Genomic DNA, 23,867 nt, shown 5'->3' with positions numbered 1-23,867 from the left:
GTAGGGATTGAGTTGATTGTTTTAGAATCCAATCATATTAACTCTATACAAAACAGGGTTTTAACTATATTAACATATTAATTTATAACGGATAATATGTTTATGAAAAATAATGTTGCTATTTTCTTCGTTGGATTAATTGCTCTAAATTCTACTGCAATGGCTCAACAATGGGCCGCGCCAAATGATGCAAGTTTACGCAGGGACATAGAACTACTTAAATCATACGATATTATTTCTGGACCATTAAATAGCTGGCCCATCAGTTGGAAACAGATCACGGAAAATATTAATATTGTTGAAGGAAGTTCGTTTCCAGCTCATGTTATGAGTGCTATCGAACGGGTTAAAAGAAAAATACCCAATAAAGGGTTTCGTGGGTCAATTGTTGCACGATATACAAATGAACCTGACCTCGTAAGAGGATTTGGTGATACGCCAATATCAGATGCTGATTTTTCTGTTTCAGCTGGTTTTACAGAAGAAAAAATTGAAGCCAACGTAACTGTGAATTACAGGGATAATGTATCCAACCATCATGTTAATTTTGATAATTCTTATATTGCCACCCATTTGGGAAATTGGTCACTTTATGCTGGAGCTATTGACCGTTGGTGGGGACCGGGACAGGAAAATACATTATTATTAAGCTCAAATGCCAGGCCGATGATGTCAGTGGGGCTTCGGCGAAATAATCCAAAAGCCTTTAAAACAAAATGGCTCAGCTGGATGGGGCCATGGACCTGGGATATGTTTGTTGCCAACATGGGGGATGACCGGGTAATACCGGATGCATTAATGGCAGGAATGCGCCTTGGTTTTGAACCGATAAAGAATTTTGAAGTGGGGCTTTCAAGGACTATGCAGCTCTGTGGACTGGATCGTCCCTGCGGATTTAGTACATGGACAAAAGCCCTCATTGCTGTAGGAGATCTGGATAATACAGGAACGAGGAACGAACCTGGAAACCAACTGGCGAGCATTGATCTTTCTTATTCTACGAATTTTGGTGATAAAAGTCTAAAGATATATGCTGAAGGAACAGCAGAAGACCAGAACGTAATTTTACCATTTCAATATTCAAGGCTGGTTGGTGGTACATTAACCATGCCGATTGGAGAAAATGGTGACAGTTTATCTATAAACGCGGAATTAAGTGACTCAGGTGATGTTCAGGCGTGGTTTTTTGGGAAGCGATATCCTGGCACTATGTATAATCATTCTATATATGGAACGGGCCATCGATATGACGGCAGAAGCCTTGGGCATAGTTTGGATACCGATAGTAGGCTGGCTAGCTTAATGATAAGTTATTCTCGCGCTGAAGGTGATATGTATAGTATTATTTTAAGAACCGGCTCATTAAACTGGGATAATACAACAAGAAGTCAATTAAGTTTCGGCCGGCAAAAATATAGTGACTTTGAATTAAAAGCGTCCAAGAAAATTGGGATTGGTATAATAGAGGCTAACTTAAATATTCAGTCTGAGATTTTTACTTTAACGCAGGGTGTTCTTCCAAATGTTACCGGCGGGATAATTTGGAGAGTAAATTTATAAAAGATTAAAGAATGGTAGATTAATAAATGAATTTAAAAAAGAAAAGAGTACTGGTAACAGGCGCAGATGGATTTATTGGTTCGCACCTTGTCGAAGCATTGGTAAAAGAAGGGTATTCGGTTAAAGCATTATCATTATATAACTCTTTTAATTATTGGGGATGGTTGGAAGACATCGATTGTTTAAATCAGATAGAAATTGTGAGTGGCGATGTTCGTGACCCTCATTTCTGTCGTCATATTTCTAAGGATATTGAAGTTATTTTTCATTTGGCAGCGTTAATTGCTATTCCATATTCTTATATTGCGCCGGATAGTTATGTAGATACCAATGTGAATGGAACTTTAAATATCTGCCAGGCGGCTCTGGATAATGGGGTTTCGAGAATTATTCATACTTCCACAAGTGAGGTTTATGGCACTGCACAGTATGTTCCAATTGATGAAAAGCATCCTTTGCAACCACAATCCCCATATAGTGCATCAAAAATAGGAGCGGATGCAATGGCGATGAGTTATTTTAATGCATTTGATTTACCTCTAACAATTGCCAGACCCTTTAATACATATGGACCTCGGCAGTCAGCCCGTGCCGTAATCCCGACAATTATTTCGCAAATTGCAGACGGTGCAAAAGAAATCAAGCTGGGAGATGTCAGCCCGACGCGAGATTTTAATTATGTTGTTGATACATGTAGAGGATTTATTGACTTGGCGAAATGCGAAAAATCAATAGGGGAAACTGTCAATATAGGGTCAAATTTTGAAATATCTGTTGGTGATACACTCAATTTGATAAAAGAAATTATGGGGAGTGATGTAAAATTTGTTACGGATAAACAACGTATAAGACCCGAAAAATCAGAAGTTTTCAGATTATGGTGTGATAATACAAAAATTAACGAACTTACAGGCTTTAAGCCGGAATATTCTATTAGAGAAGGATTGCAAGAAACAGTAAATTGGTTCCAAAATCCTGAGAATCTGAGAAAGTATAAATCCGGAATTTATAATGTATAACGAAGTCGTAGATTACATTCGTGAACTATATGAAACAGATGATTTTATAGCGCTGCACGAGCCACGATTTAATGGTAATGAGAAAAAATACGTTGCTGAGACAATAGACAGTACATTTGTCTCAAGTGTAGGGCGCTTTGTTGACCAATTCGAACAGGATTTTTCAAAATATATTGGTGTTGAAAAGTCAGTTGCCTGCGTTAATGGAACTGCCGCACTTCATATGTCCCTGATCCTTGCTGGGGTATCTCAGAATGACGAGGTAATTACACAGTCTCTTACATTTATTGCCACCTGTAACGCCATAACATATCAAAAAGCGTATCCTGTGTTTGTGGATGTGGATAAAGACACAATGGGCATGTCGCCCGTTGCTCTAAGAAATTTTCTTGAGAAAAATGCCAAATTAACAAAAGAAGGCTGCCTTAATAAGTCAACAGGAAGGATAATAAAAGCTGTCGTTCCAATGCATAGTTTTGGTCATGCGTGCCGAATTGATGAAATTGCTTCAATTTGTAAAGAATGGAACATTTTATTAGTCGAAGATGCAGCTGAAGCTATTGGCAGTCGCTACAAAGGGAAAGCATTGGGGACTTTCGGTGATATTGCCGCATTCAGCTTTAATGGGAATAAAATTATCACAACGGGTGGTGGAGGGATGGTCGTTGCTAAGGATCAAAATATAGCAGCAAAGGCTAAATACTTAACGACAACAGCAAAGAAGCCTCATCCATATGAGTTTTTTCACGATGAAGTTGGCTATAATTACAGGTTGCCAAATATAAATGCAGCCCTTGGATGTGCTCAACTTGAACAGATTGATGTTTTTTTAAAATCCAAAAGACAAATTGCTCAAAAATACAAGGATTTTTTTAAGACTAGAGAAGAGCAATTTATTGATGAGATAAAAGATTCAGAAGGAAATTTCTGGCTAAATGCTATATTGCTTAAGGATAGACCGGCAAGAGATGAATTTTTAAACTTTGTTAATTCAAAAAATGTTATGGTACGGCCAGTCTGGACTTTAATTAACAAACTTCCAATGTTTAAGGGTTGTCAATCTGACTTACTTGAAAATTCAAAATGGCTTGAAGACCGTATAGTCAATCTTCCAAGCAGCGCGAGATTGTAGTTATGGATTTCACAAGGAAAATATGCGTAGTTACAGGTACAAGGGCTGAATATGGGCTTCTACGAAATTTGGTGAGTCTTATTAACGATTGTAAAGAAACCTCGCTTCAGTTAGTCGTGACAGGAACACATCTTGTTGAAGAATTTGGATTTACCATAAATCATATAATTGAAGATGGTTTTTACGTTAATAAGAAAATTGAAATGTTGCTAGCAAATGATAGCACAGTTTCTGTTACAAAGTCTATGGGACTCGCGTTGCTTGGTTTTTCAGATGCATTTGATGAGCTAAAACCGGATATAATTATTTTGTTGGGGGATAGGTATGAAATGCTCGCGGCTGCATCCGCTGCCTTAATTGCGGGTATCCCGGTTGCCCATATTCATGGTGGAGAGGTAACAGAAGGTGCCATTGACGATTCAATTCGACATTCAATCACCAAAATGTCTTATTTGCATTTTGCATCGACTGAAGAATACAGAAAAAGAATTATTCAGCTAGGTGAAGAGCCGGAGAGGGTTTTTAATGTTGGTGCTCCTGGCTTGGACAACATTGATAAACTCGAGTTATTAAGTGTAAATGAGCTCTCTAAATCAATGAAGTGTGAATTAAGCAAGCCATACGCCGTTGTCACATATCATCCCGTAACACTACCGTACAGGTCAAATCTAGAGGCAATAGATGAATTAATGAAAGCTCTCAAAGAATTTTCTGAGATGCAATTTATTATTACTTATCCTAATGCAGATACATATGGGCGACAAATTATTGATAAGTTAAAAGAATTCAGCAGGGATAATGAAAATATAATTTTGGTAAATTCTTTAGGGCAATTGCGCTACTTAAGTGCAATTAAGAATGCAGAATTTGTCCTTGGAAATTCGTCTAGCGGAATTATTGAGGTACCGTCGTTTGGAATTCCAACCATAAATATTGGTGATCGTCAAAAGGGGAGAATTTATGCGGAAAGTGTGATACATTGCGACGATAATCATAAAAGTATCATCAGAGCCTGCAATATTGCACTTTCCAGTAAATTTAAGGCTATAGCAGGACAAGTTAAAAATCCATATAAGCAGGAAAATACATCATCCAGGATTTTCAATTATATACTTAATACGGAAATAAATAGAATTAATCGAAAAGCATTTTTTAATATTGATTTTGATGAACTTGATTTGGAAAATAAATGCAAGTAAAAATAATTGCCGAGGCAGGTGTTAATCACAATGGTGATTTAGAACTTGCAAAAGAACTGATTGAAGCGGCTGCCGAGGCGGGTGCAGATATAGTGAAATTCCAGACTTTTAAAGCTGAAAATCTTGTCACAAAATCTGCTGAAAAAGCAAACTATCAAAAAGATACAAGTGGCTCTGATGAAACTCAGTTTGAAATGCTTAAAAAGCTAGAGCTTGACGAAAATATGCATCATGAGATTATCAATGTATGCAGGAAAAATAACATTCAGTTTTTATCAACAGCTTTTGACAAAGAGAGCCTGGATTTTTTAGTTAATAATATTGGGCTAAAGACATTAAAAATACCGTCTGGTGAAATAACAAATGGGCCATTTATTCATGATCACGCCAAAACAAATGCCAAACTTATTTTATCGACCGGAATGGCAACATTAGGCGAAATTGAAGATGCTTTGGCGGTAATTGCCCATGGGTACTGCATTCCTGAAACGAAAATTTCATCATTGGAAGATTGTTATAAAGTGCTTATTTCCCCGGAAGGTAGAAAATCTATTGGCGAAAATGTTTCCCTATTGCATTGCACCTCTTCGTATCCGGCACCAGCGGAAAGTGTAAATTTAAATGCAATGGATACATTGAAAAATGCCTTTAATTTAAATACTGGTTATTCTGACCATACTCTCGGGATAACAGCTTCAATTGCTGCCGTTGCAAAAGGCGCCAGCATTATTGAAAAACATTTTACCCTTGATAAAAATATGAGGGGACCGGACCATAAAGCATCATTAGATCCAAATGAGTTAAGTGAAATGGTGAAGGCTATCCGTGAAGTTAGCAAGATGCTGGGAGATGGAAGAAAACTGCCGGATATAAATGAAATGGACACCAAAAAAGTTGCTCGGAAAAGTATACTTGCTGCAAAACCAATTAAAGTTGGAGAAACCTTAAATCTGGAGAATATGACTATAAAAAGGCCTGGTTTGGGAATAAGTCCTATGGAATGGTGGTCATTAAATAACTCAATTGCTCATAAAAATTATGCTAAGGATGACTTTATTGAGTAATAAATTGAACCAAAATTTACCTACAATAATTATTGGCGCTGGTGGTCATGCCCGTATGTTGGCTGATACTATAAAAGCGAGCGGCGGAAATATATTGGGCTTCACAGACTTGGAAATAAAATCCGGTACTAATATTTTTGATGATTTCAACGTATTGGGCACAGATGATATTTTAGATGATTTTGCTACCGATGAAATAGAAGTGACTATAGGTGTTGGTTTCTTACCTAAGAAAAACTGGCGAAAAGCGATTTTTGAAAAAATTAGTTATAAAGGTTTTAAAATAAAAACAGTAATACATCCATCTGTAACATTAGGATCTTATATATTATTGGGTGAGGGGTGTCAGTTAATAGCGGGGGCTATAATTCAGACGGGATGTAAAATTGGCAAAAATGTGATTGTTAATACTGGCGCAAGTATTGACCATGATGTAACCATTGGTGATTTTTGCCATATAGCTCCTGGAGCTACAATTTGTGGTGATGTTAAAATTGGTGAAAATTGCTTTATTGGGGCTGGCGCCACAATTATTCAAGGAATAAATATAGGCCATAATGTAACAGTAGGTGCAGGTGTTCTGGTTCGTTCTGACTTAAGTTCTGAGTCAACTTATAAAGGATAAATAGGAAATGTATGATTGGAAAAAAACAATTGTTAAACCAAGCAATACATTATTAGAAATATTATCAGTTTTAGATAATGAAGCTTTACGTATTGCCTTAGTGGTTGATGAAGAAAATAAGCTTATTGGCGCTTTAACCGATGGTGATGTGCGCCGTGCTCTCTTAAAATATGGCAATTTGCTGATGGCGGCTGAAACTGTTATGAATAAAAAGCCAATTCTGGCCCATTCATCTATGCCACCTAGTGAAATTGATGCATTGTTGCGCAATAATAATATATTGGCAGTTCCTGTTGTTGATAATGACAATTTTCTCGTAGGGCTCCATTCACTTCGAGATCATTATAAAAGTACTATTAAAGAAAATCCTATATTTATTATGGCAGGTGGATTCGGAACCCGCCTTAAACCTTTGACCGACAATTGTCCAAAACCAATGCTGAAGGTAGGGGGTAAGCCAATTTTGGAAACAATATTAGAAACTTTTATAGAGGCAGGATTTCGAAATTTTTATTTTTCAACACATTACTTGCCAGAAGTTATTCAGAATTATTTTGGCGATGGATCAGAGTTTGGATGTTCTATTACATATGTTCACGAAGCAAAGCCGCTTGGTACTGGTGGTGCTTTAGGATTACTCCCGAATGATTTACCTAACCTGCCAATTATTATGATAAATGGTGATATTCTTACTAAAGTTAATATTGACCATCTTCTGGAAGATCATAAGGAAAAAGGTGGTATTGCAACAATGTGTGTCAGGCAACATCAATATCAGGTACCTTATGGGGTTATTCAAGAAAGTGATGGCAATGTTATAGGCGTAGATGAGAAGCCTGTACAAACTTATTTCATAAACGCCGGGATATATGTATTGGAGCCCGAATTGCTCAAAGACATTGAGCAGAATGTAAAAATTGATATGCCTCCTTTCTTAATGAAAAAAGTTGAAGAGGGAAAGAAAGTAAACTTGTTTCCTATACACGAGTATTGGCTTGATATTGGTCAGCCAAACGAGTTTGAAAAAGCGCAGTGTGATGTTCAGGAGGAATTTATTGGAAAATAAACACATTATAATTATTGGGCTTGGTAGTATAGGACAAAGACATTTAAGAAATATTAGAAAGTTATATCCAGAATCTATAATAACAGTAGTACGTAGATCACTTAAGAACACCGTTCCTTGTGAAGATCTGGCTGATAATATTGTAAATTCTATAGATAGGGCGATAAAAATTTCAAAGCCATATGCATGTATAATTGCTTCACCAGCACCATTTCATGTCCAGGATGCTTTAAAATTTATTGAGATAGGCTGCCCTGTACTAATTGAGAAACCATTATCAAACCAAGTATCAGGTGTAAGTGATCTTATAGTACAGGCGATGAACAATAATACAATTTGCATGGTAGCGTATGTAATGCGTTTTTTACCGACCATGGATCGCATAAAAGAAATTATTAACACAAAGAGGTATGGGGAAGTTATTACAGCAACAATTTCAGCTGGTCAGTATTTGCCGAACTGGCGACCTGAACTTGACTATCGTAATACAGTATCAGCACAAAAAAAATTAGGTGGTGGAGCATTACTGGAATTGAGCCATGAGATAGATTACATGAATTATCTTTTTGGAATGCCAAGTAGAGTAAACGCAATAGTTAGCAGTACAAATAGATTGGAAATAGATGTCGAAGACAGTGTTGATTGTATACTGGAGTATGCTTCTGGCCATTGCCTATCATTACACTTGGATTTTCTTCAAAAAATGCCGACCAGGTTCTGCGAAATTTCATTTGAGCAGGCACATCTCAGGTGGGAAATAAATAAAGGACACCTGTATTTGGAAAATAGTAATCACGAAAAATATATTGAAGAAGTCCCTCTGATTAATAATGATACATATATTAGTGAAACTGAGTATTTTTTTGAATGTATAGCGAAGTCAGAAAAACCATCGGTTGGATTAAAAGAGGGACATGATGTATTGATGTTGATTGAAGCAATGTCAATATCTTCCAATCGGAAAAAATCTGTTGAATTAAAGATGGAAAGTGATCATCAAACATGACTTTATCATGCATAGCATTTATATTTGCTAGAGGGGGATCCAAAGGGTTGCCCGGAAAGAATAAGAAGCCTCTGAATGGAATTCCGCTTTTGGCACATTCTATTATTACGGCAAAGAAATCACCGTCAATATCTCATGTCATATTGTCAACAGAAGATAAAGAACTTGCAGAAATAGGAAAGGAGTTCGGGGCAGAAGTGCCTTTTATACGACCTAAAGAGTTGGCCGCTGATAATTCACCTGAATGGTTGTCATGGCAACATGCTATTACAGAAGTACAAAAAATATATGGAAAATTCGATGTATTTGTTAGTTTGCCTCCTACTGCACCTTTAAGATCTGTTGAAGATGTTGAGATATGTATTTCTTTGTTAAAAGAGGATGTTGATGTAGTAGTTACCTGTACAGAAGCAGCGCGAAATCCGTATTTTAATATGCTAAGGGCGGTTGAAAAGAATAAATATGTAATAGCATTTAAACCAGAGGTTCCATTTTCCCGAAGACAAGATGCCCCAAGTTTTTATGACATGACAACCGTTGCTTATGTTAGTAGGCCATCATTTATATTAAATAATTCTGGATTGTTTGATGGCAATATTGACGCACACATTGTCCCAACAGAGCGGGCAATTGATATTGATACAATTTTTGATTTTAAGGTGGCAGAATTAATGAGTAACTTAGAAAAAGTGAATGGAAATGATTAAAGGAAAAGTTGTTGTTGTTACAGGGGGAGGTGGCCTAATTGGCCAGTCTTTTGTAGAAGCTATAGTCAAAAATGGGGGTATAGCAATTGCAGCTGACTTAAATTTAGAAGCAATTGAAAAAATAAAAAATTTATATTCTAATAAGAAAAATAAAGTTGATGCTGTTGTAATGGATATTACTAAAAAAGATTCTGTTATAAATGCAATTAATTATATACACGAGCGTTATGGAAAAATAGACGCCCTTGTTAATAATGCTTACCCAAGAAATAAAAATTACGGGAAGCATTTCTTTGAAGTTGAATATGAAGATTTTTGTGAGAATGTAGGCCTTAATTTGGGAGGATATTTCGTAACCTCCCAGCAGTTTGCAGAATATTTTAGAGACGGTAAAGAAGGCAACATTATTAATATTTCATCGATATACGGCGTAATGACTCCTAGATTTGAGATTTATAATGGGACTAAAATGACAATGCCGGTAGAATATGCAGCAATTAAATCCGGGTTAATTCATTTGACAAAATATATGGCGCAGTATTTTAAAGCAGACAAGATTAGGGTAAATGCAATTTCACCTGGGGGCATTCTGGATAATCAGCCTCAATCATTTTTAAATGAGTATAAAAAGTACTGTGCAGTGAAAGGCATGTTAGACCCTTCAGATATTGTTGGAGCGCTTATTTTTCTTCTTTCTGATCAATCTAAATATATTAATGGACAGAATATCATTGTGGACGATGGGTTTAGTCTTTAGTACTAGGAAATTTAAATGAAGAAATTTAATGTATTATTAGTGGGTGCGGGGCAACTAGGTAGCCGTCATCTTCAAGCTTTAGCAATGAGTGAATTAAAGATATCTATTTCTGTAGTTGATCCATTTGAAGATGCTCTTAAATTAGCTAAAACTCGGTTTGATGAGGTAGGAAGTTCAAATAATATTTTAGATCTGAAATTTGAAAAAGATCTAAATAATATCAGCCAAAATATAGATTTATGTATTATTGCAACGAGTGCAGATTGCAGATTGCATATATTGAAAGAGTTGGTTCACAAAGTTAGTTTGGCCAACATAATATTTGAAAAAGTATTATTTCAATCTGAAGAACAAATAATTGTGGCAAGTAATTTATTAGAAAAGTATGAAATTTCTGCTTGGGTCAATTGTCCTCGGCGTATGCAACCCATTTATCATAAATTACACGAACTGCTAAGCGCTGAAAGTAACATAGAAATAAATGTAGTGGGCAATAATTGGGGGCTAGCATGTAATTCTATTCATATGATAGATTTATGGTCATATTTAACGGATAAAATTACATATGAGCTTGATATGAGTGGTTTGGAACCCAGAGTATTAAACAGTAAAAGACCTAACTTTAAGGAATTAGAAGGCAGAATAATCGGTACTTCTCCTAACAGTAAATTTGTTTTGGATTGTAGAGTCAATGAAAAAGAACCCTCTGTCAAAATTTTTATAAAATCAAAAAATTATGAAGTATCAGTAGATGAAATGAAAGGTATATGCCAAATCATTGATCTCAGAGACAATCAATTAAAAGTTGAGAACTTTTCATTTCTTTATCAAAGCCAATTAACAAATATTGCTCTCAAAGAAATATTAACCGAAGGTAAATCTGACCTGACACAGTATTCTGACTCAGCAGCATTACATAGACCATTTTTAAATTCAGTATTAAAACATATAAATAAATATAGCATCAGTAATTATGATATTTGTCCTATTACATGAAAAAGAAGGGTGAAATTATAAGGGGCCCGAAAGAATATTTTAATTCCTTGGAATCCCTCCGAGGTCTTGCGGCAGTATTTGTCATTTTCCATCATATGAAATGGGCAAGTCACATATATTTTACGCCATTTCGAGAAGGCAGTTGGCTGTTCGTGGATTTATTCTTTGTTATCTCTGGTTTTGTTTTGGCATTTAATTATCAAAATAATATTGTTGATGCCCAATCAATGATGAAGTTTATGATTTTTAGAATAGGCCGCCTTTTCCCGCTACATTTTGTACTCTTAAATGTCTGGCTGATTTATGAATGTATACAGTGGGTGGCAATAACAAAATTTGGGATAGCTCCTGGAATGACTGGTCCCTTTACTGAAAATAATTTTGGATCATATTTGGCAAATGTATTTTTTATTCATTCCATGGGAATTTATGATTATCTGACTTTTAATGGTCCAAGTTGGAGCATAAGTGTTGAGTTTTTTACATATATTACATTTGCTATTATTATGTTAATTTATAATAAAAGGCTTAAATTAAAGATCGCGGCATATCTATTTCTAATAATCTTTTCATTCTCCTTGTTAATTTCACCCTTGAATGACCGAATGTTGGCAACAACATTCCATTTTGGGATTTTTCGCTGTTGGTTAAGTTTTTTTATAGGATGTTTAGTGTTCAATTTCAGAGAGCTGGGAATGAGCGTTGAGAAGATAGTTCCCCGTAAATATTTTTCCATTTTAGAAATTTTAGCTTTATTTTTAATTGGATATAGTCTGGTTCTTGGGGCAAAAATAGATAATTTAACTTATTTAGCAGTACCAATTTTTGCATTTTCTGTTTGGGTTTTTACTGGGACAAATGGTGTTATTTCTACGTTACTGCAAAATAAGATTTTATTGTGGCTCGGAAAGCATTCATATTCAATCTATATAAATCATATGATAGTTGTTACTTCTATTTATGTGTCATTAAGGACATTTAAATTTCCTCAATTTGATATTAATAATTCAATAGCTCTATCAAAATGGAGCGGAGATATGCTTGTAATAGTAACATTAGGAATTATTTTTATCATTTCTTCGTTGACATACCGTATCATTGAAGAGCCGGGTCGTAACTACTTCAGAAGTATTTATAAAAAAAAATCCACATAATCTTTATATAATAGACCTAACTGGTTGAAGTGTATTTAAAGAGTTTTTGTAGAAAGGTTAAAAATGACATTATTGGTTGGTGCTGGAACTATGGCTATTGACTATAGTAAGGTTTTAACAGCCTTGAATAGAGATTATCTTGTTATTGGAAGAAGCAAGGAATCAGCCTTAAAATTTGAGCGTGAAACTGGAAAGAGGGTTATCTGTGGTGGGATAGATGAATTTCTTTTAAGAGATGAGCCGGTCCCAAATTCAGCTATAGTGAGTGTAGGTATAGAACAGTTAGCCTCTACGACTAAAAGTTTAATCAGGGCTGGCATTAAGCACATATTATTAGAAAAGCCTGGTGGATTAAACATTGAAGAAATTAATTCACTTACTCAAGAAGTTAATGAATGTGAGGCAAAGGTATATATTGCTTATAATAGAAGGTTTTATAGTTCAGTACTTGAGGCACAGAAAATAATTAAAGAAGATGGTGGTGTTGAAAACTTTACATTTGAAGTAACTGAATGGGCTCATACCATTGAACCTTTAATAAAAGCAGAAGGAGTTAAAGAGAATTGGTTTCTGGGAAATACAACTCATGTATTAGATTTGGCTTTCTATTTAGGAGGAAGGCCGCAAGAAATAGTCTGTTTTACTAAAGGTAATACACCATGGCATAGTAGAAGTGCAATATATTCAGGAGCAGGAGAAACAGCTGATGGCGCTCTATTTTCATATACTGGAAATTGGAATGCTCCAGGTCGATGGGGAGTGGAAATGTTGACAAGAAAGCATAGATTAATCTTTAGGCCGATTGAAAAGCTACAAATTCAGAAATTAGGTTCAATAGAAATTGATGAACTAACTATAGATAATTCTTTAGATATATTATTTAAGCCTGGTTTATATAGGCAAGTTCAGGACTTTTTATTAAATGAGACAGAAAATTTTTGTACTCTTCAAGAGCATTTAGATCATTGTAAAGTATATAATAAAATTGCTAATTATTGAATATCAAATAGGAAATATCTGTTTTAATGGGAAATATTCTTTTAATTGGAGATAGTTATGGTGCTCCAAGGCTGTTTTCGTCTCAGAAAGTTTTACTAAAAGAAACGTGGCCGGCAATCGTGAAATCTGAGTTGAATCTTGATGGAATAAACTGTGAATATAATTTTAAAACTTATAGGACTTTCGTGGATTGTGCAGAAATAATTAAAAATGAGAATATAAGATATGACACTATTGTCATAGGAGCTGGAATTGTTGATATTTTTCCTAGGACACTACCTTATATGTTATCAACTGCACAGAACTTTCCAATGAAGTTTTTTAGAGTCTGTGTAAGACAGATTAAAGGTTTTTGGCAAAAGTATATTTACTGGCGACCTTGGAAAACGACAGAAGACATAGAATCTTCAATTAGAGAAGTATTGAAATTCTGTTGTAATTTGATCGTTTTAACAACACCGCCAATTATGAAACAACATGCTTCAGAGAATCCTCACTGCCAAGTGTTTATTGATGAATTAAATATTTTCTTGAAATGTAAAGTTAAATTTTTATCTAATAATATTTATTGCATAGATGCAGAAAAATTGATTAAGGATGAAGGAATTGATCTATGTCTTGATCCTATAGATTCCCATTATAATGTTTGGGGGAATGTAGTAGTTGCTCGTTCTGTAATTCAAATGCTGAGAAAAATTCACAATTTAGCGTAAGCAAGTTATGGTATCTGCCTTTTGCGTGGTAGTGGGCCGAAATTTAAAGAAATTAAGGAGTTGAAGTTGACTTGTTCAGTTTATCTTGCTCTAACATCTGATGATATTTCTAAGACATTGCGTGTTGTGAAAGAGGGAGATGTTATCTTAACAGACTTGTTTTGCCCAACTCATAAAGGCGAAACAATTAAAGCAGATTTTATAGATGTGGATAATGCTATGTTAACATCTGAATTTGCAGAGTGGTTTAAGAATAAAAGCGAAAAAAAACAATTTTTATTTGGATACGCAAACAGTTTTTATCAAAGTTCACTCAGACCAATTGCTGGCTATCTACATGGAATTGATACAGTTCTAACATTAAAAGGACGAAAAAATGTTATTTTCCGATTGCCTTCATCATTATTGTGGAACTTTAGAACATCAAATCATTATTTAGCAGAATATGAATCTTCCGGTGTTAGATTATATGACCGTCATTCTGTTTTATTGCCGTATATTGAGAATTATCTGAAAGAAAATAAAGTAACTTATACGAAGGGTAAGTTAAAGTTTCCATTGCAGGTTGGTATTTTTAATCCTTTGAGATTATGGGCAGTTTTTCTTGTTAGGTTAGCAGTGGATATAAAAGGAAGTATAAAAAGAAAAGTAGATCATAATTGCGTTGAAGGTAAAATATTTGAACACGTCTTCATTGTTAGGACAGTTGGTCAGGCTATTACAATTCTACCTTATCTAAGTTTAACTGAGAAAAGAATATTAATAATAATTGGTTCTACCTATACTGATACGGGAGCATTTAGTTTTCTAAAAGAAAACACAATGAATAGAAATAATATACATATTGTCACAGGGCTTTATACAAGTTTTCTAGAAACTCTTAGAATATACAAAAATACATTCGTTGAGATATTTATGTCTAAAAGTAGTGAATTCATATACAAGAATGTAAAAATAAATTTCACACAAGCAATATTGGAAACGTTAGTACTAAAATCAAGTATTGAAATTTACCAACATCAAATATGCTCAATTTTAAAGCTTGTGCAGTCTAAAATGCTCATTAGTCTAGAACAAAAATCCGTTCAGGCATACATAGACGCTAAATTGGCTAGAAATTTTAAGATGGTGTCTATTCAACTTCAATGGTGCCAGCAAGCTTTCTTTAATTTACCCATACCTATTTGCTCAGATTTTTTTATATGCGAAACACCAAAGGTCCAAGAGGCATTTAAAAAGTGTTGGCCGAGTGAAACCGCAAAAATTAAATATATTGGTACTATACAGGGTATATGTAACTTTAATAAAGACAATTCAGCTTCTTATGAAAATAAAATCATAAGACTATGTATATTTACAGGTGTTGAATCGGATGTGAATGCTAAGTTTTTAAAGGAGCTGCAAAAACAATTAAAAAATTCAAATATAGATATTTCAGTTAAATTACATCCTAGAGATAATGAAAAATATGAACATATAATTCCAGAAGCATATTATATCAGATCATATAAGCAGGATTTTTCTGTTTTCTGTAGTAGTTTTGACCTTGCAATTACATATCCATCCGGCGTTATAAGTGACCTGTTATATACAAATTTACCTTTTATAGTTTTTGTCCCTGAATTTAATAGTTATCAAAATACGGAAAGTGATTTTATTCCGGAAGGAATAGAAATTATCACTTCTATTCCTCTTTTGGCAGATAAAATCTATTCACTTAATGAACTTATAAAACGACATAATTTAGCATTGGAAAATTTTAGAAAGAATAACGGGATTATTACTGATATAGAAGTATTTGATAAGAATTTGGATGAATTAATTGCTATAAGTAATAAGGAAAAATGTAATTAAACTGCTTATTAATATCACATATTTTTTTATATTTTTACCATATCTTAATATGGGGTTGCCCCTAAATATTGATATTCAACCGTTTGCCGGAATTTTTGCACTTTCATATTTAGTGGCAAATATTAAAACATTAGAAATCAATAGAAATGCAATATTTCTTTTTTGCTTCTCAATTTTTGCAATTACCTGGGCTTTATTTATTAAGGAAGAAAACAAAATAGTTTTTAAAATATTAGCCTTTCCCTATGCATTGATAATCTATGTTTTTATATATAATACTTTAAATAAGGAAATTATTCTGAGTGTTAAAAAATATGCTATTGTCTATATATCTTTTTCATTGTTTCAATTTATTTTCCCAGCTTTTTACTCTCAATTCTCCGGGATATTAGTCCGTGATGTAAAAATTAAGGATATTAGCGGGGTTCGAGGTATAAGTGCACTTACCACGGAGCCCTCTTTCACTGCCTTTGTATTATTTACTTTTCTCGTAATTATTTGTTATTCAAATGTTTTTGTTAGAACGAAAGCTATTCATATTTTGAATTTCTTTATAGGAATTTGTATCGCTCTAACCAAGGCTTCAACAGGAATCATAATGATAGCAACCCTATTTTTATATGAAGGGATTAAAAGATTAAATATTTATAGAATAATTATTGTTGGAACGGTGTTTATAGCTTTTTATTTTTCAATTAATTACTTTGATCTGGATAAATATAGGGCAGTAAATTTGATGACTATAATTGCGTCATCCCCTGAGAAAATTCTCTATCAAGGTTCACTTTTCGTTAGAATTTATTCTATAACGGCAGGTTTTGTATCGTTAGCAAATAATCCTTTTGGAGTAGCTTTAGGGAACGTTGATTTAAACAGCCTTAAAATGATTACCGATTCAATATTTTACGGTTATACTTTTGATATTAATTTTGAATTAGTGGCACCAGACATTAATATGCCGAGTACATTAGGTATGGGGTTATTGATTTTTGGTTATTTTTATTTGATATTTTATATTCTGCTTTTTTTCCCTTTATATGTAAATAAGAATGTGCCTGCACTGGTAAAGTTTTTGGTCTTTGCTTTTACAGCTCAGTCTTTCTCTTTTGCATTTCCGCTGCTTTGGTTTTTAATCGTTATGGCTGAGAAAGGTTTTTGGGAAAGTGATTAAAACAGGAAGAGCTATTTATATGGTTTTAGTTATTTTACGCATTGCGGTATTTAAATAGATAGAAAAGTGAATTGATTGCACAGATTAATGTAAATACTATTGATGCGGCATGGAAATAGATTGATTCTGAATATGATGTGGATAATCTTTCAAATATTTTTCCAAAAACAAGTATTGATCCTAGGACGCTTACTAAGAATAAGTATTGCTTAATAATTTGACTAAAATTAAATGCTAAAAAAATCCCTAGTGTAAGTATTGAAAATTGTCCCACAGAAATTGCAACAATCACGCTACGATAATTGAATAGAGAACCAAAAATTAAAAACAAAACAATTAGGGAGAAAATTGGCAAGCTGTAAATCATTATTTTTTTCGATAGAAGGTTTGAATGGTCAAAATATAAATCTATGCTGGAACTCATTAACCACAAAGCAGTAGAGCCAGCTAAGCATATAGAGAAACTAAAATAATCGGGTTTTATTTCCGCTAATCCCCATGCCGACCAAAGCACATTGAAAAAAGAAATAGCACCTACAGAAACAAAAGTACTAAAGAATAAAATCTGGACCCAACTCGCTGGCAATCTTTTTCGAGATTGTTTGTATTCTTTAAGGATTTTCGGCTTTAAAAAAGTTGCGAATGGCATCATTACCACGGTTGTTAATAGGGAATTCTTTATATATATGAGCAAAATAGCTAAGTCTTGAGTTTTATCATAATATTCCAATGAAAGGCGGCCGATGTTGGCTAAAATATAAGATAAAAATATTACAATCAATGCAACTCTACTCATTCTGTAAAGATACTTAATATGTACTCTTAGGCTTTTGACTTTCCAATTTTCTAAAGATTCAGGAAGGCTATCGTAAACCGCAAATATGCTGCCAATAAAGAGTGATAATGGATAAATTAAAACAGAATTAAAGTCTATATTTATGAATATTAAGGCGCAAATGATAATGCCAATTCCGCGTTTGAATTGTGTTTTAGTAAGTGCAGAATAATTTTCAAGTACAAGATTACGTTGGATTTGAATATTATAAAGCCCAGTACTTGCACATGCGGCTATTACCATCAACGACAACCAAAATAATTGTAAATTTCCTGAAACCCATTGAACTAAAATACTTAAAATAAGAATGGACAGTGACGAGATAATAACAATTACTACTCCTGAAGCGAATAAATTTAATCCGGAATATGAAGATTTTTCATAAAATGCTATTACGGAGGATCTTTCGCTTGCCAAAGTGAGAAAAAATGGAAGAAATAATATTATTCCGTCAATAATCGCAAGCTGTGCAATATCTTCTACCGAAGAATTTCTAACAATGAAAAGTAATAAAATTAAAGACGGGAACTGGGCAATAAATGAACCTAAGTATAATCCAAATTTGCTCTTTATATCACTCATTTAGGTTCCATTGGATGAAATTCATATAATTATCTTTCGCTAATAAAGATTTGCTCTCTTACTTGCAATACTAATATATTGTGTTATAGGTTTTAACCTAAAAAAGTTATAATTTATATTAATTTGCTGATGAAAATATTAATATGGCCACAAAATACATATGAAAGATGTGAGAATGAATTTGTTTGATTTAATCAAATTATTTTGGGCCGGTAAGTTAACTATTATAATTTCTGCGTTAGTTGGTTGCTTACTCGCTTTTTGCATTATTCTCTTATTGCCAAATAAATATCAGTCAACAGTAGTGGTTGCACCAACAGATAATAATGACAGCCAGAGATCTAGTATCAACGATAGTATTGCATCAATTACAGGAGTAACAGCAAGTCCAGGTTCGGTAATGGAAATAGATTTAGTGCTTGAAATACTTCAGTCGAGAAAGTTTATTTTGGATTTTGTTGAACGGCATAAACTAAAAATCCCACTTATGGCTATAAAAGGGTGGGATCAACGTACGGATGAACTTATTTATGATCCCGACATATATCTTTTGGAAAAAGAGGAATGGAATATAGCAGAACTTAAGAAAAATAGAATTCCGACCTCAGAAGAAGTATACGATGAATTTAGAGGCAGATTATCCATTGTTACAGATCCTAAAACAGGAATAATAGAGATTTCATTTAAATCGCCTTCACCTAAACTTTCACGACAATGGCTTGAAATGTTCATTAATGATATTAATGCTTTTAAAAGAAATCAAGATATAGAGAAATCGGATTCTAGAATCAAATATCTTCAAACTCAGCTACTTGAAACTAATGTTGCAGAAATAAAGAATATTTTCTTCGATCTAATACAAGAGGAGCTCAAAACACGATTGTTGGCGAAAACCCGCGATGATTACTCGTTGTCAATTATTGACCCAGCTACAGAATCAGATTTACCGGTTAGTCCTAATAAGGCATTAATTTTTGTTATAGGCTTGCTTCTGGGAAGTTTTATAGGTCTATTAATTGAGTTTTGTAGATTTTCTTATAAAGAATATCAGGGCAATTTGTAAAGTTAAAATATAATGCTGTATTCCTATAATATAAATTATTTATCATGCAATTTTATAAAGGATTGTTTTTTTAAGTTGCCTATTACATATTTTAATAGAGTTCGATAATGTGTGGTATAGTAGGATACATCTCCCGTCAAGATTACGAAAAAGAGTTAGAGTGTGCCATTGAGGCGATGATACATAGGGGGCCTGATAATCAACAAAAAAAGTTATTGAATTTTGGACAGATGAAGATGGGAATTGGGCATCTTCGTCTCAGCATACTTGATCTTGACCCTAGATCAAATCAACCATTTTGCATCGATAATGAGCAATATATTATCATTTTTAATGGCGAAATTTATAATTATCGTATTCTTAAGAATGAACTAATTAAGCAGGGAATTACATTTGTAACTAATTCTGATACGGAAGTATTTATTCAAGCATATAAATTTTATGGAATTGAATGTTTAAAAAAATTTAATGGTATATTTTCCGCCTTCATAATTGATAAAGTTGTTAATAAAGCCTATTTAGTCAGAGATCAGATTGGTGTTAAACCCGTTTATTATTTTTTAGATAGAAATAATAATTTCTTTTTTGCTTCAGAGCTGAAAGCATTATTTAAATTTTCCAAAGTTAAGCAGAAAATATCGCCTGCTGATATTTGCCAGTATATTAATATGGCTTATTTGTTTGAACCTAGAACTGGCTTTGAAGATGTGAATAAGGTAAAGCCGGGAACATACTTAGAGTTTAATCAAAGTGGCAATATAACACAAACTGAATATTACAAGCCAACTATAGCTGATAATTGCGATATGGATGCTGTTGATGAAAAAATTAAGCATGCAACAATTGATCAATCGATGGCAGATGTTCCAGTTGCCTTATTATATAGCGGTGGACTGGATTCGAGCGTTTTGGCACGTTTCCTTGGCAAAGATACTAAGTGTCTGTTTTTCGAAAGTAGTAAGAAAGAAATACTAGAGTCTGGGATGGCAGATGATAAATTCTATGCAACAAAAATTGCAGATAAGTTAAACCTAGATTTGGAAATGGTTAAATCAGCTGACAGTGCTCCAGAAAACTTCTTAAAAGAAATTGAACACATTGCTAAAATGGTTGAAGAGCCAATATCAGATTACACATTTATAGCTTCAGAGAGATTATGTAAGAAAGCCCGCGAGAAAGGATATAAGGTTGTAATGAGTGGTATGGGTGGGGATGAGGCATTTGCAGGTTATCCAAGACACTTATTAGCAAAATATCATTTTTTATTTAAGGGTATTAAGTATTTATTATTGGCTGCCACACCTTTTATTTCCATTCTTAAAAAATATGAAAAGAAAGTTGATAGATTAAAAAGCTTTTTATTGGAAAAGTCTTTTAATCTTGGATATATCCATCTTATAGGTTTTTTCTCGTCAAATGAAATTCGTGGCCTTATAAAAAATAAAGATTTACAGGATGGTTTCGAGAAATATGTAAATAATTATTTCTTTCAAGAAAATAAAATAACTCCTTTAAAGAAAGCATTGTTGCTAGATTTTTCATGTGTTCTGGCTCATAATTTATTAGTAGCGGATAAATCAAGTATGTTAGCTAGTGTGGAAATGCGGGTTCCATTACTGGATTTGGAGGTATATCAGTCAGGTATTTCCTTACCGGACAATGAATTAATTAATAAAACAAAGCAGAAATGTGTTTTGCAGAAAATATTGAAAAAAGAAATTCCTAATGAGTTAGTATCTAGGCCAAAAGCGGGATTTAATCCCCCTCTAGATGAAAGAATTAATAGGCTGGGATTTGCCAAAACTTGGGAAATTTTATCAAAAGGGCAACTAGGTGATTTTTTGAATCTTGATATTGTCCACTCTATTATCATGGACCATTTTGACAATAAAAAGAACAATGCATTTAAAATATACCAGTTTTTATTTCTTGATGCATGGATTAGAGTTTGGACTAAAAAGATTCAATAGAATGAACTTTAGAATATGAAACTGAAACAAATAAAAAATGCTGAAATCATCCATCATGCGGATGATCAGGTAATGATCTATAGTAAATTTAATAAGATATTCATTAAAATTGGTAAAGAAGCTCATTATGTTGAACTTCCTTTGCCATTTTACTATAGAGCTTTAGGTTATATAAGAATATTCAGGCGTATATTGAGGTTGGATAAATCTTCAATTAGATTAGCAAAAGATAGGTCTTCTATTGTTATCACATATAGGTCAAATATTTATTGTTATACACTAGCATCACAAAAAATAGAAAGAACGCACAAGCTCAGGAACTGCAATACTGTAATGCATATGAGCATTGAAAGTTTGGCGCCTAACACATTTATTCTTGGTGAATATGGAAGTAACTCAGAGCGACTTCCAGTACCAATTTATATATCGAAAGATGGTGGAAAAACTTGAAAACAATTTGCGAGATCGAGGGTATAAGACATATACATGGAGTGTATCATGACCCATATACAGATCATCTTTGGGTTGCAACTGGTGATTTTCAAGGTGAATGTTATTTATTTGAATTTACGGATTCTACTTTCAAGAATAAAGTAGTGCATGGTGACGGAAGTCAGATTTGGAGAACGGTCAATTTATTTTTTACAAAAGAAAAAGTAGTTTGGATTATGGACTCGCAATTAGAGACCAGTCATTTAGTAACTCTGGATAGAAAAGATAATAGTATAAAAGTTACGCAACCTTTCGATGGGCCAGTCTGGTATATTAAGTCATTTCCTGGAGATATACATTTAGCACAGACCACAGTTGAAATCGGTGATGGTGTCCATTCTAATTTCGTTCATTTATATCGATCTTACGACCTGAAAAACTGGGAGAAAATAGCATCATTTCCTCATGACGGATTGCCTTTGGGATATTGTAAGTTTGCAGTGATTTCATTTGCTAATGGTAAACAAAGTGCAGATAAGTTTTATATTTCATGCGAAGCCATAAAAAATAAAGATGGGAAAAGTTATGAATGTTCGCTTGCGGATTAATGAAAATGGATGAAATTACGAATTTAATCAATAAATGGCTAAATAATATTCAATTGGGGGAGCCGTTACAGAAACGGGAAGACTTTGACTATAATAAGAGGATAAATAATCCTCCCTCTAAAATTGAAGAATTTAATCAGGATCTTTTTGAGAAGCTGGTGAGTACTTTATCTTTCACTCAATCGAATGAAAATTTTCCATTATCTGAGTGGCTTGAAAAAGTAAGGCGGTATATCGAAATTAATAGACCTAATTTATGGAAGATAAGTTGTAAGCGATTTGGGAGCGCTGAAAATGCTCAATTGTGCCTAGAGCGAATGGTTTGCCTTTTGGCTATTTATGCGTACGACTACAATGATATATTGTTATTTAATGCTACTTGTAATGGATATGATAGTCTTAATGTAAAATTTTCATCGAAAAATTGGAAGCAGCAAAATTTAAGAAAAATTATTGTAACGGTAGTTTCAAACCCGAGTAGGTATGTAGAGTTTAGTAATGAAGCATAAAATAGTTGTAATTTCTCCAAATCCTTACAGCAGATATACATTATCGGTATTATATTTGTTGGAACGTAATGATATAAAAATACAAGGTGTAATACTTAATAAGATTTTAAATTTGAAAAGAATAAAGAGTGAAATTAGTCGTGATGGAGTAAGGCTAATTCGTAAAATATACCGTAAGTTGATTTTAAAGAGTGCTGAGAATCCAACTACTAATAATGATAATATTATTACTTATATGCAGAAAAATAGTATGAATTTTGTTTCTATTCCTGAATTTTGTCAGGAAAGAAACATTGATTTAATAAAGACATCAGATATTAATAACTTACAGGCAGAAAATTTTATTAAAGAGAGGCAACCAAATTGTATAATCTTTACTGGTGGTGGTCTAATAAGAGAGAATATAATAAAACATTCTGGGCGTGGTGTAATTAACTGTCATATGGGTATTTTACCAATATATCGAGGAATGGATGTTGTTCAATGGCCTATATTAAGGGGGGATTTTAATAATATCGGCTTGACAACGCATTTAATGGACAAGAGTATTGATACAGGAGATATCATTAAAAGACGAAACATCGAGGCAAAGAAATTCTCTTCAATAGGTGAAATGAGAAATAGCATGGAGCGTCAAATGCCTGAATTTATAGTAAATAGTAGCATACAACTCCTAAATAATGAAGTTGTATTAGAGGCTCAAAAAGAAGATGAGGGGAAACAATACTTTATCGTTAATCGCAGACTAGAAAAATATATTGATAAGGCGCTTAAGAAATTTTCTAATTATGGATGAAACTCTAAAGTGGAAATTAAGTACGCATTCTAATAATTCTAATTTAAGAA

The 23,867-nt window shown here is 33.5% G+C and carries 23 protein-coding genes; 22 read left to right on the top strand and 1 reads right to left on the bottom strand.

What is annotated here, in order from left to right; genetic code table 11:
* The first annotated feature begins 102 nt into the window (after positions 1–102).
* From R3D86_04455 to R3D86_04380, 16 genes are all read left to right on the top strand, one after another.
* Positions 103–1,560, top strand: coding sequence for a capsule assembly Wzi family protein (locus R3D86_04455; GenBank protein MEZ5757452.1), 1,458 nt, complete (start codon positions 103–105; stop codon positions 1,558–1,560).
* Positions 1,561–1,586: 26 nt separating this feature from the next.
* A complete protein-coding gene (locus R3D86_04450; GenBank protein ID MEZ5757451.1) occupies positions 1,587–2,579 on the top strand; it encodes an NAD-dependent 4,6-dehydratase LegB in 993 nt (330 codons plus the stop codon).
* Complete coding sequence (locus R3D86_04445; GenBank protein ID MEZ5757450.1) at positions 2,572–3,711, top strand: LegC family aminotransferase; 1,140 nt, start codon at positions 2,572–2,574, stop codon at positions 3,709–3,711. The genes R3D86_04450 and R3D86_04445 overlap by 8 nt, the downstream gene beginning before the upstream one ends.
* Before the next feature lie 2 nt (positions 3,712–3,713).
* Positions 3,714–4,910, top strand: a complete 1,197-nt coding sequence (neuC, locus tag R3D86_04440) for a UDP-N-acetylglucosamine 2-epimerase (GenBank protein ID MEZ5757449.1) — start codon at positions 3,714–3,716, stop codon at positions 4,908–4,910.
* Positions 4,901–5,974 carry an N-acetylneuraminate synthase gene (gene neuB / locus R3D86_04435; protein MEZ5757448.1) on the top strand — a complete coding sequence of 358 codons (1,074 nt, stop codon included), beginning with the start codon at positions 4,901–4,903 and terminating at the stop codon, positions 5,972–5,974. The genes neuC and neuB overlap by 10 nt, the downstream gene beginning before the upstream one ends.
* Complete coding sequence (locus tag R3D86_04430) at positions 5,967–6,599, top strand: acetyltransferase (GenBank protein MEZ5757447.1); 633 nt, start codon at positions 5,967–5,969, stop codon at positions 6,597–6,599. The genes neuB and R3D86_04430 overlap by 8 nt, the downstream gene beginning before the upstream one ends.
* A 7-nt stretch (positions 6,600–6,606) precedes the next feature.
* Positions 6,607–7,665 carry a nucleotidyltransferase family protein gene (locus R3D86_04425; protein MEZ5757446.1) on the top strand — a complete coding sequence of 353 codons (1,059 nt, stop codon included), beginning with the start codon at positions 6,607–6,609 and terminating at the stop codon, positions 7,663–7,665.
* A complete protein-coding gene (locus tag R3D86_04420) occupies positions 7,655–8,671 on the top strand; it encodes a Gfo/Idh/MocA family oxidoreductase (GenBank protein MEZ5757445.1) in 1,017 nt (338 codons plus the stop codon). The genes R3D86_04425 and R3D86_04420 overlap by 11 nt, the downstream gene beginning before the upstream one ends.
* Entirely contained in the window at positions 8,668–9,378 is a 711-nt protein-coding gene (locus R3D86_04415) for an acylneuraminate cytidylyltransferase family protein (GenBank protein MEZ5757444.1), read from the top strand. Before R3D86_04420 ends, R3D86_04415 begins: the two co-directional genes overlap by 4 nt.
* Positions 9,365–10,135, top strand: a complete 771-nt coding sequence (locus R3D86_04410; GenBank protein ID MEZ5757443.1) for an oxidoreductase — start codon at positions 9,365–9,367, stop codon at positions 10,133–10,135. The genes R3D86_04415 and R3D86_04410 overlap by 14 nt, the downstream gene beginning before the upstream one ends.
* Positions 10,136–10,150: 15 nt before the next feature.
* A complete protein-coding gene (locus tag R3D86_04405) occupies positions 10,151–11,131 on the top strand; it encodes a hypothetical protein (protein ID MEZ5757442.1) in 981 nt (326 codons plus the stop codon).
* Positions 11,128–12,285, top strand: coding sequence for an acyltransferase (locus tag R3D86_04400; protein ID MEZ5757441.1), 1,158 nt, complete (start codon positions 11,128–11,130; stop codon positions 12,283–12,285). The genes R3D86_04405 and R3D86_04400 overlap by 4 nt, the downstream gene beginning before the upstream one ends.
* A gap of 63 nt (positions 12,286–12,348) precedes the next feature.
* Positions 12,349–13,284: a Gfo/Idh/MocA family oxidoreductase gene (locus tag R3D86_04395; GenBank protein MEZ5757440.1), complete on the top strand. Its 936-nt coding sequence runs from the start codon at positions 12,349–12,351 to the stop codon at positions 13,282–13,284.
* A gap of 26 nt (positions 13,285–13,310) precedes the next feature.
* Positions 13,311–13,997, top strand: coding sequence for a hypothetical protein (locus R3D86_04390; GenBank protein MEZ5757439.1), 687 nt, complete (start codon positions 13,311–13,313; stop codon positions 13,995–13,997).
* 21 nt (positions 13,998–14,018) lie between these two features.
* The gene (locus R3D86_04385; GenBank protein MEZ5757438.1) at positions 14,019–15,851 is read left to right on the top strand and encodes a hypothetical protein; all 1,833 of its coding nucleotides are present in this window, start codon (positions 14,019–14,021) and stop codon (positions 15,849–15,851) included.
* A 55-nt stretch (positions 15,852–15,906) separates the two neighbouring features.
* Positions 15,907–17,022 carry a hypothetical protein gene (locus tag R3D86_04380; protein MEZ5757437.1) on the top strand — a complete coding sequence of 372 codons (1,116 nt, stop codon included), beginning with the start codon at positions 15,907–15,909 and terminating at the stop codon, positions 17,020–17,022.
* Positions 17,023–17,056: 34 nt separating this feature from the next.
* Here R3D86_04380 and R3D86_04375 read toward each other — a convergent pair whose 3' ends face one another.
* Positions 17,057–18,439 carry a hypothetical protein gene (locus tag R3D86_04375; GenBank protein MEZ5757436.1) on the bottom strand — a complete coding sequence of 461 codons (1,383 nt, stop codon included), beginning with the start codon at positions 18,437–18,439 and terminating at the stop codon, positions 17,057–17,059.
* Between the two features lie 160 nt (positions 18,440–18,599).
* Between R3D86_04375 and R3D86_04370 the strand changes: the two genes are divergently transcribed.
* The 6 genes from R3D86_04370 (at position 18,600) to R3D86_04345 (ending at position 23,817) form a co-directional block, all read left to right on the top strand.
* Positions 18,600–19,502 carry a Wzz/FepE/Etk N-terminal domain-containing protein gene (locus R3D86_04370; GenBank protein ID MEZ5757435.1) on the top strand — a complete coding sequence of 301 codons (903 nt, stop codon included), beginning with the start codon at positions 18,600–18,602 and terminating at the stop codon, positions 19,500–19,502.
* Between the two features lie 107 nt (positions 19,503–19,609).
* On the top strand, positions 19,610–21,472 hold the full coding sequence (gene asnB / locus R3D86_04365) for an asparagine synthase (glutamine-hydrolyzing) (GenBank protein ID MEZ5757434.1): 1,863 nt from the start codon (positions 19,610–19,612) through the stop codon (positions 21,470–21,472).
* A 15-nt stretch (positions 21,473–21,487) separates the two neighbouring features.
* The gene (locus R3D86_04360) at positions 21,488–21,922 is read left to right on the top strand and encodes a hypothetical protein (protein ID MEZ5757433.1); all 435 of its coding nucleotides are present in this window, start codon (positions 21,488–21,490) and stop codon (positions 21,920–21,922) included.
* 41 nt (positions 21,923–21,963) lie between these two features.
* The gene (locus R3D86_04355; protein ID MEZ5757432.1) at positions 21,964–22,512 is read left to right on the top strand and encodes a hypothetical protein; all 549 of its coding nucleotides are present in this window, start codon (positions 21,964–21,966) and stop codon (positions 22,510–22,512) included.
* A 5-nt stretch (positions 22,513–22,517) separates the two neighbouring features.
* Positions 22,518–23,021 (top strand): hypothetical protein, encoded by a 504-nt coding sequence (locus tag R3D86_04350; GenBank protein ID MEZ5757431.1) that lies wholly within the window; start codon positions 22,518–22,520, stop codon positions 23,019–23,021.
* Complete coding sequence (locus tag R3D86_04345) at positions 23,011–23,817, top strand: formyltransferase family protein (protein MEZ5757430.1); 807 nt, start codon at positions 23,011–23,013, stop codon at positions 23,815–23,817. The genes R3D86_04350 and R3D86_04345 overlap by 11 nt, the downstream gene beginning before the upstream one ends.
* Positions 23,818–23,867 lie beyond the last annotated feature (50 nt).

The sequence above is a fragment of the Emcibacteraceae bacterium genome (assembly GCA_041396985.1).
Lineage (GTDB): Bacteria > Pseudomonadota > Alphaproteobacteria > Sphingomonadales > Emcibacteraceae > Pseudemcibacter.
The sequence above is the reverse complement of the archived record's forward strand: the minus strand, read 5'-3'. Positions and strand labels throughout refer to the sequence as shown.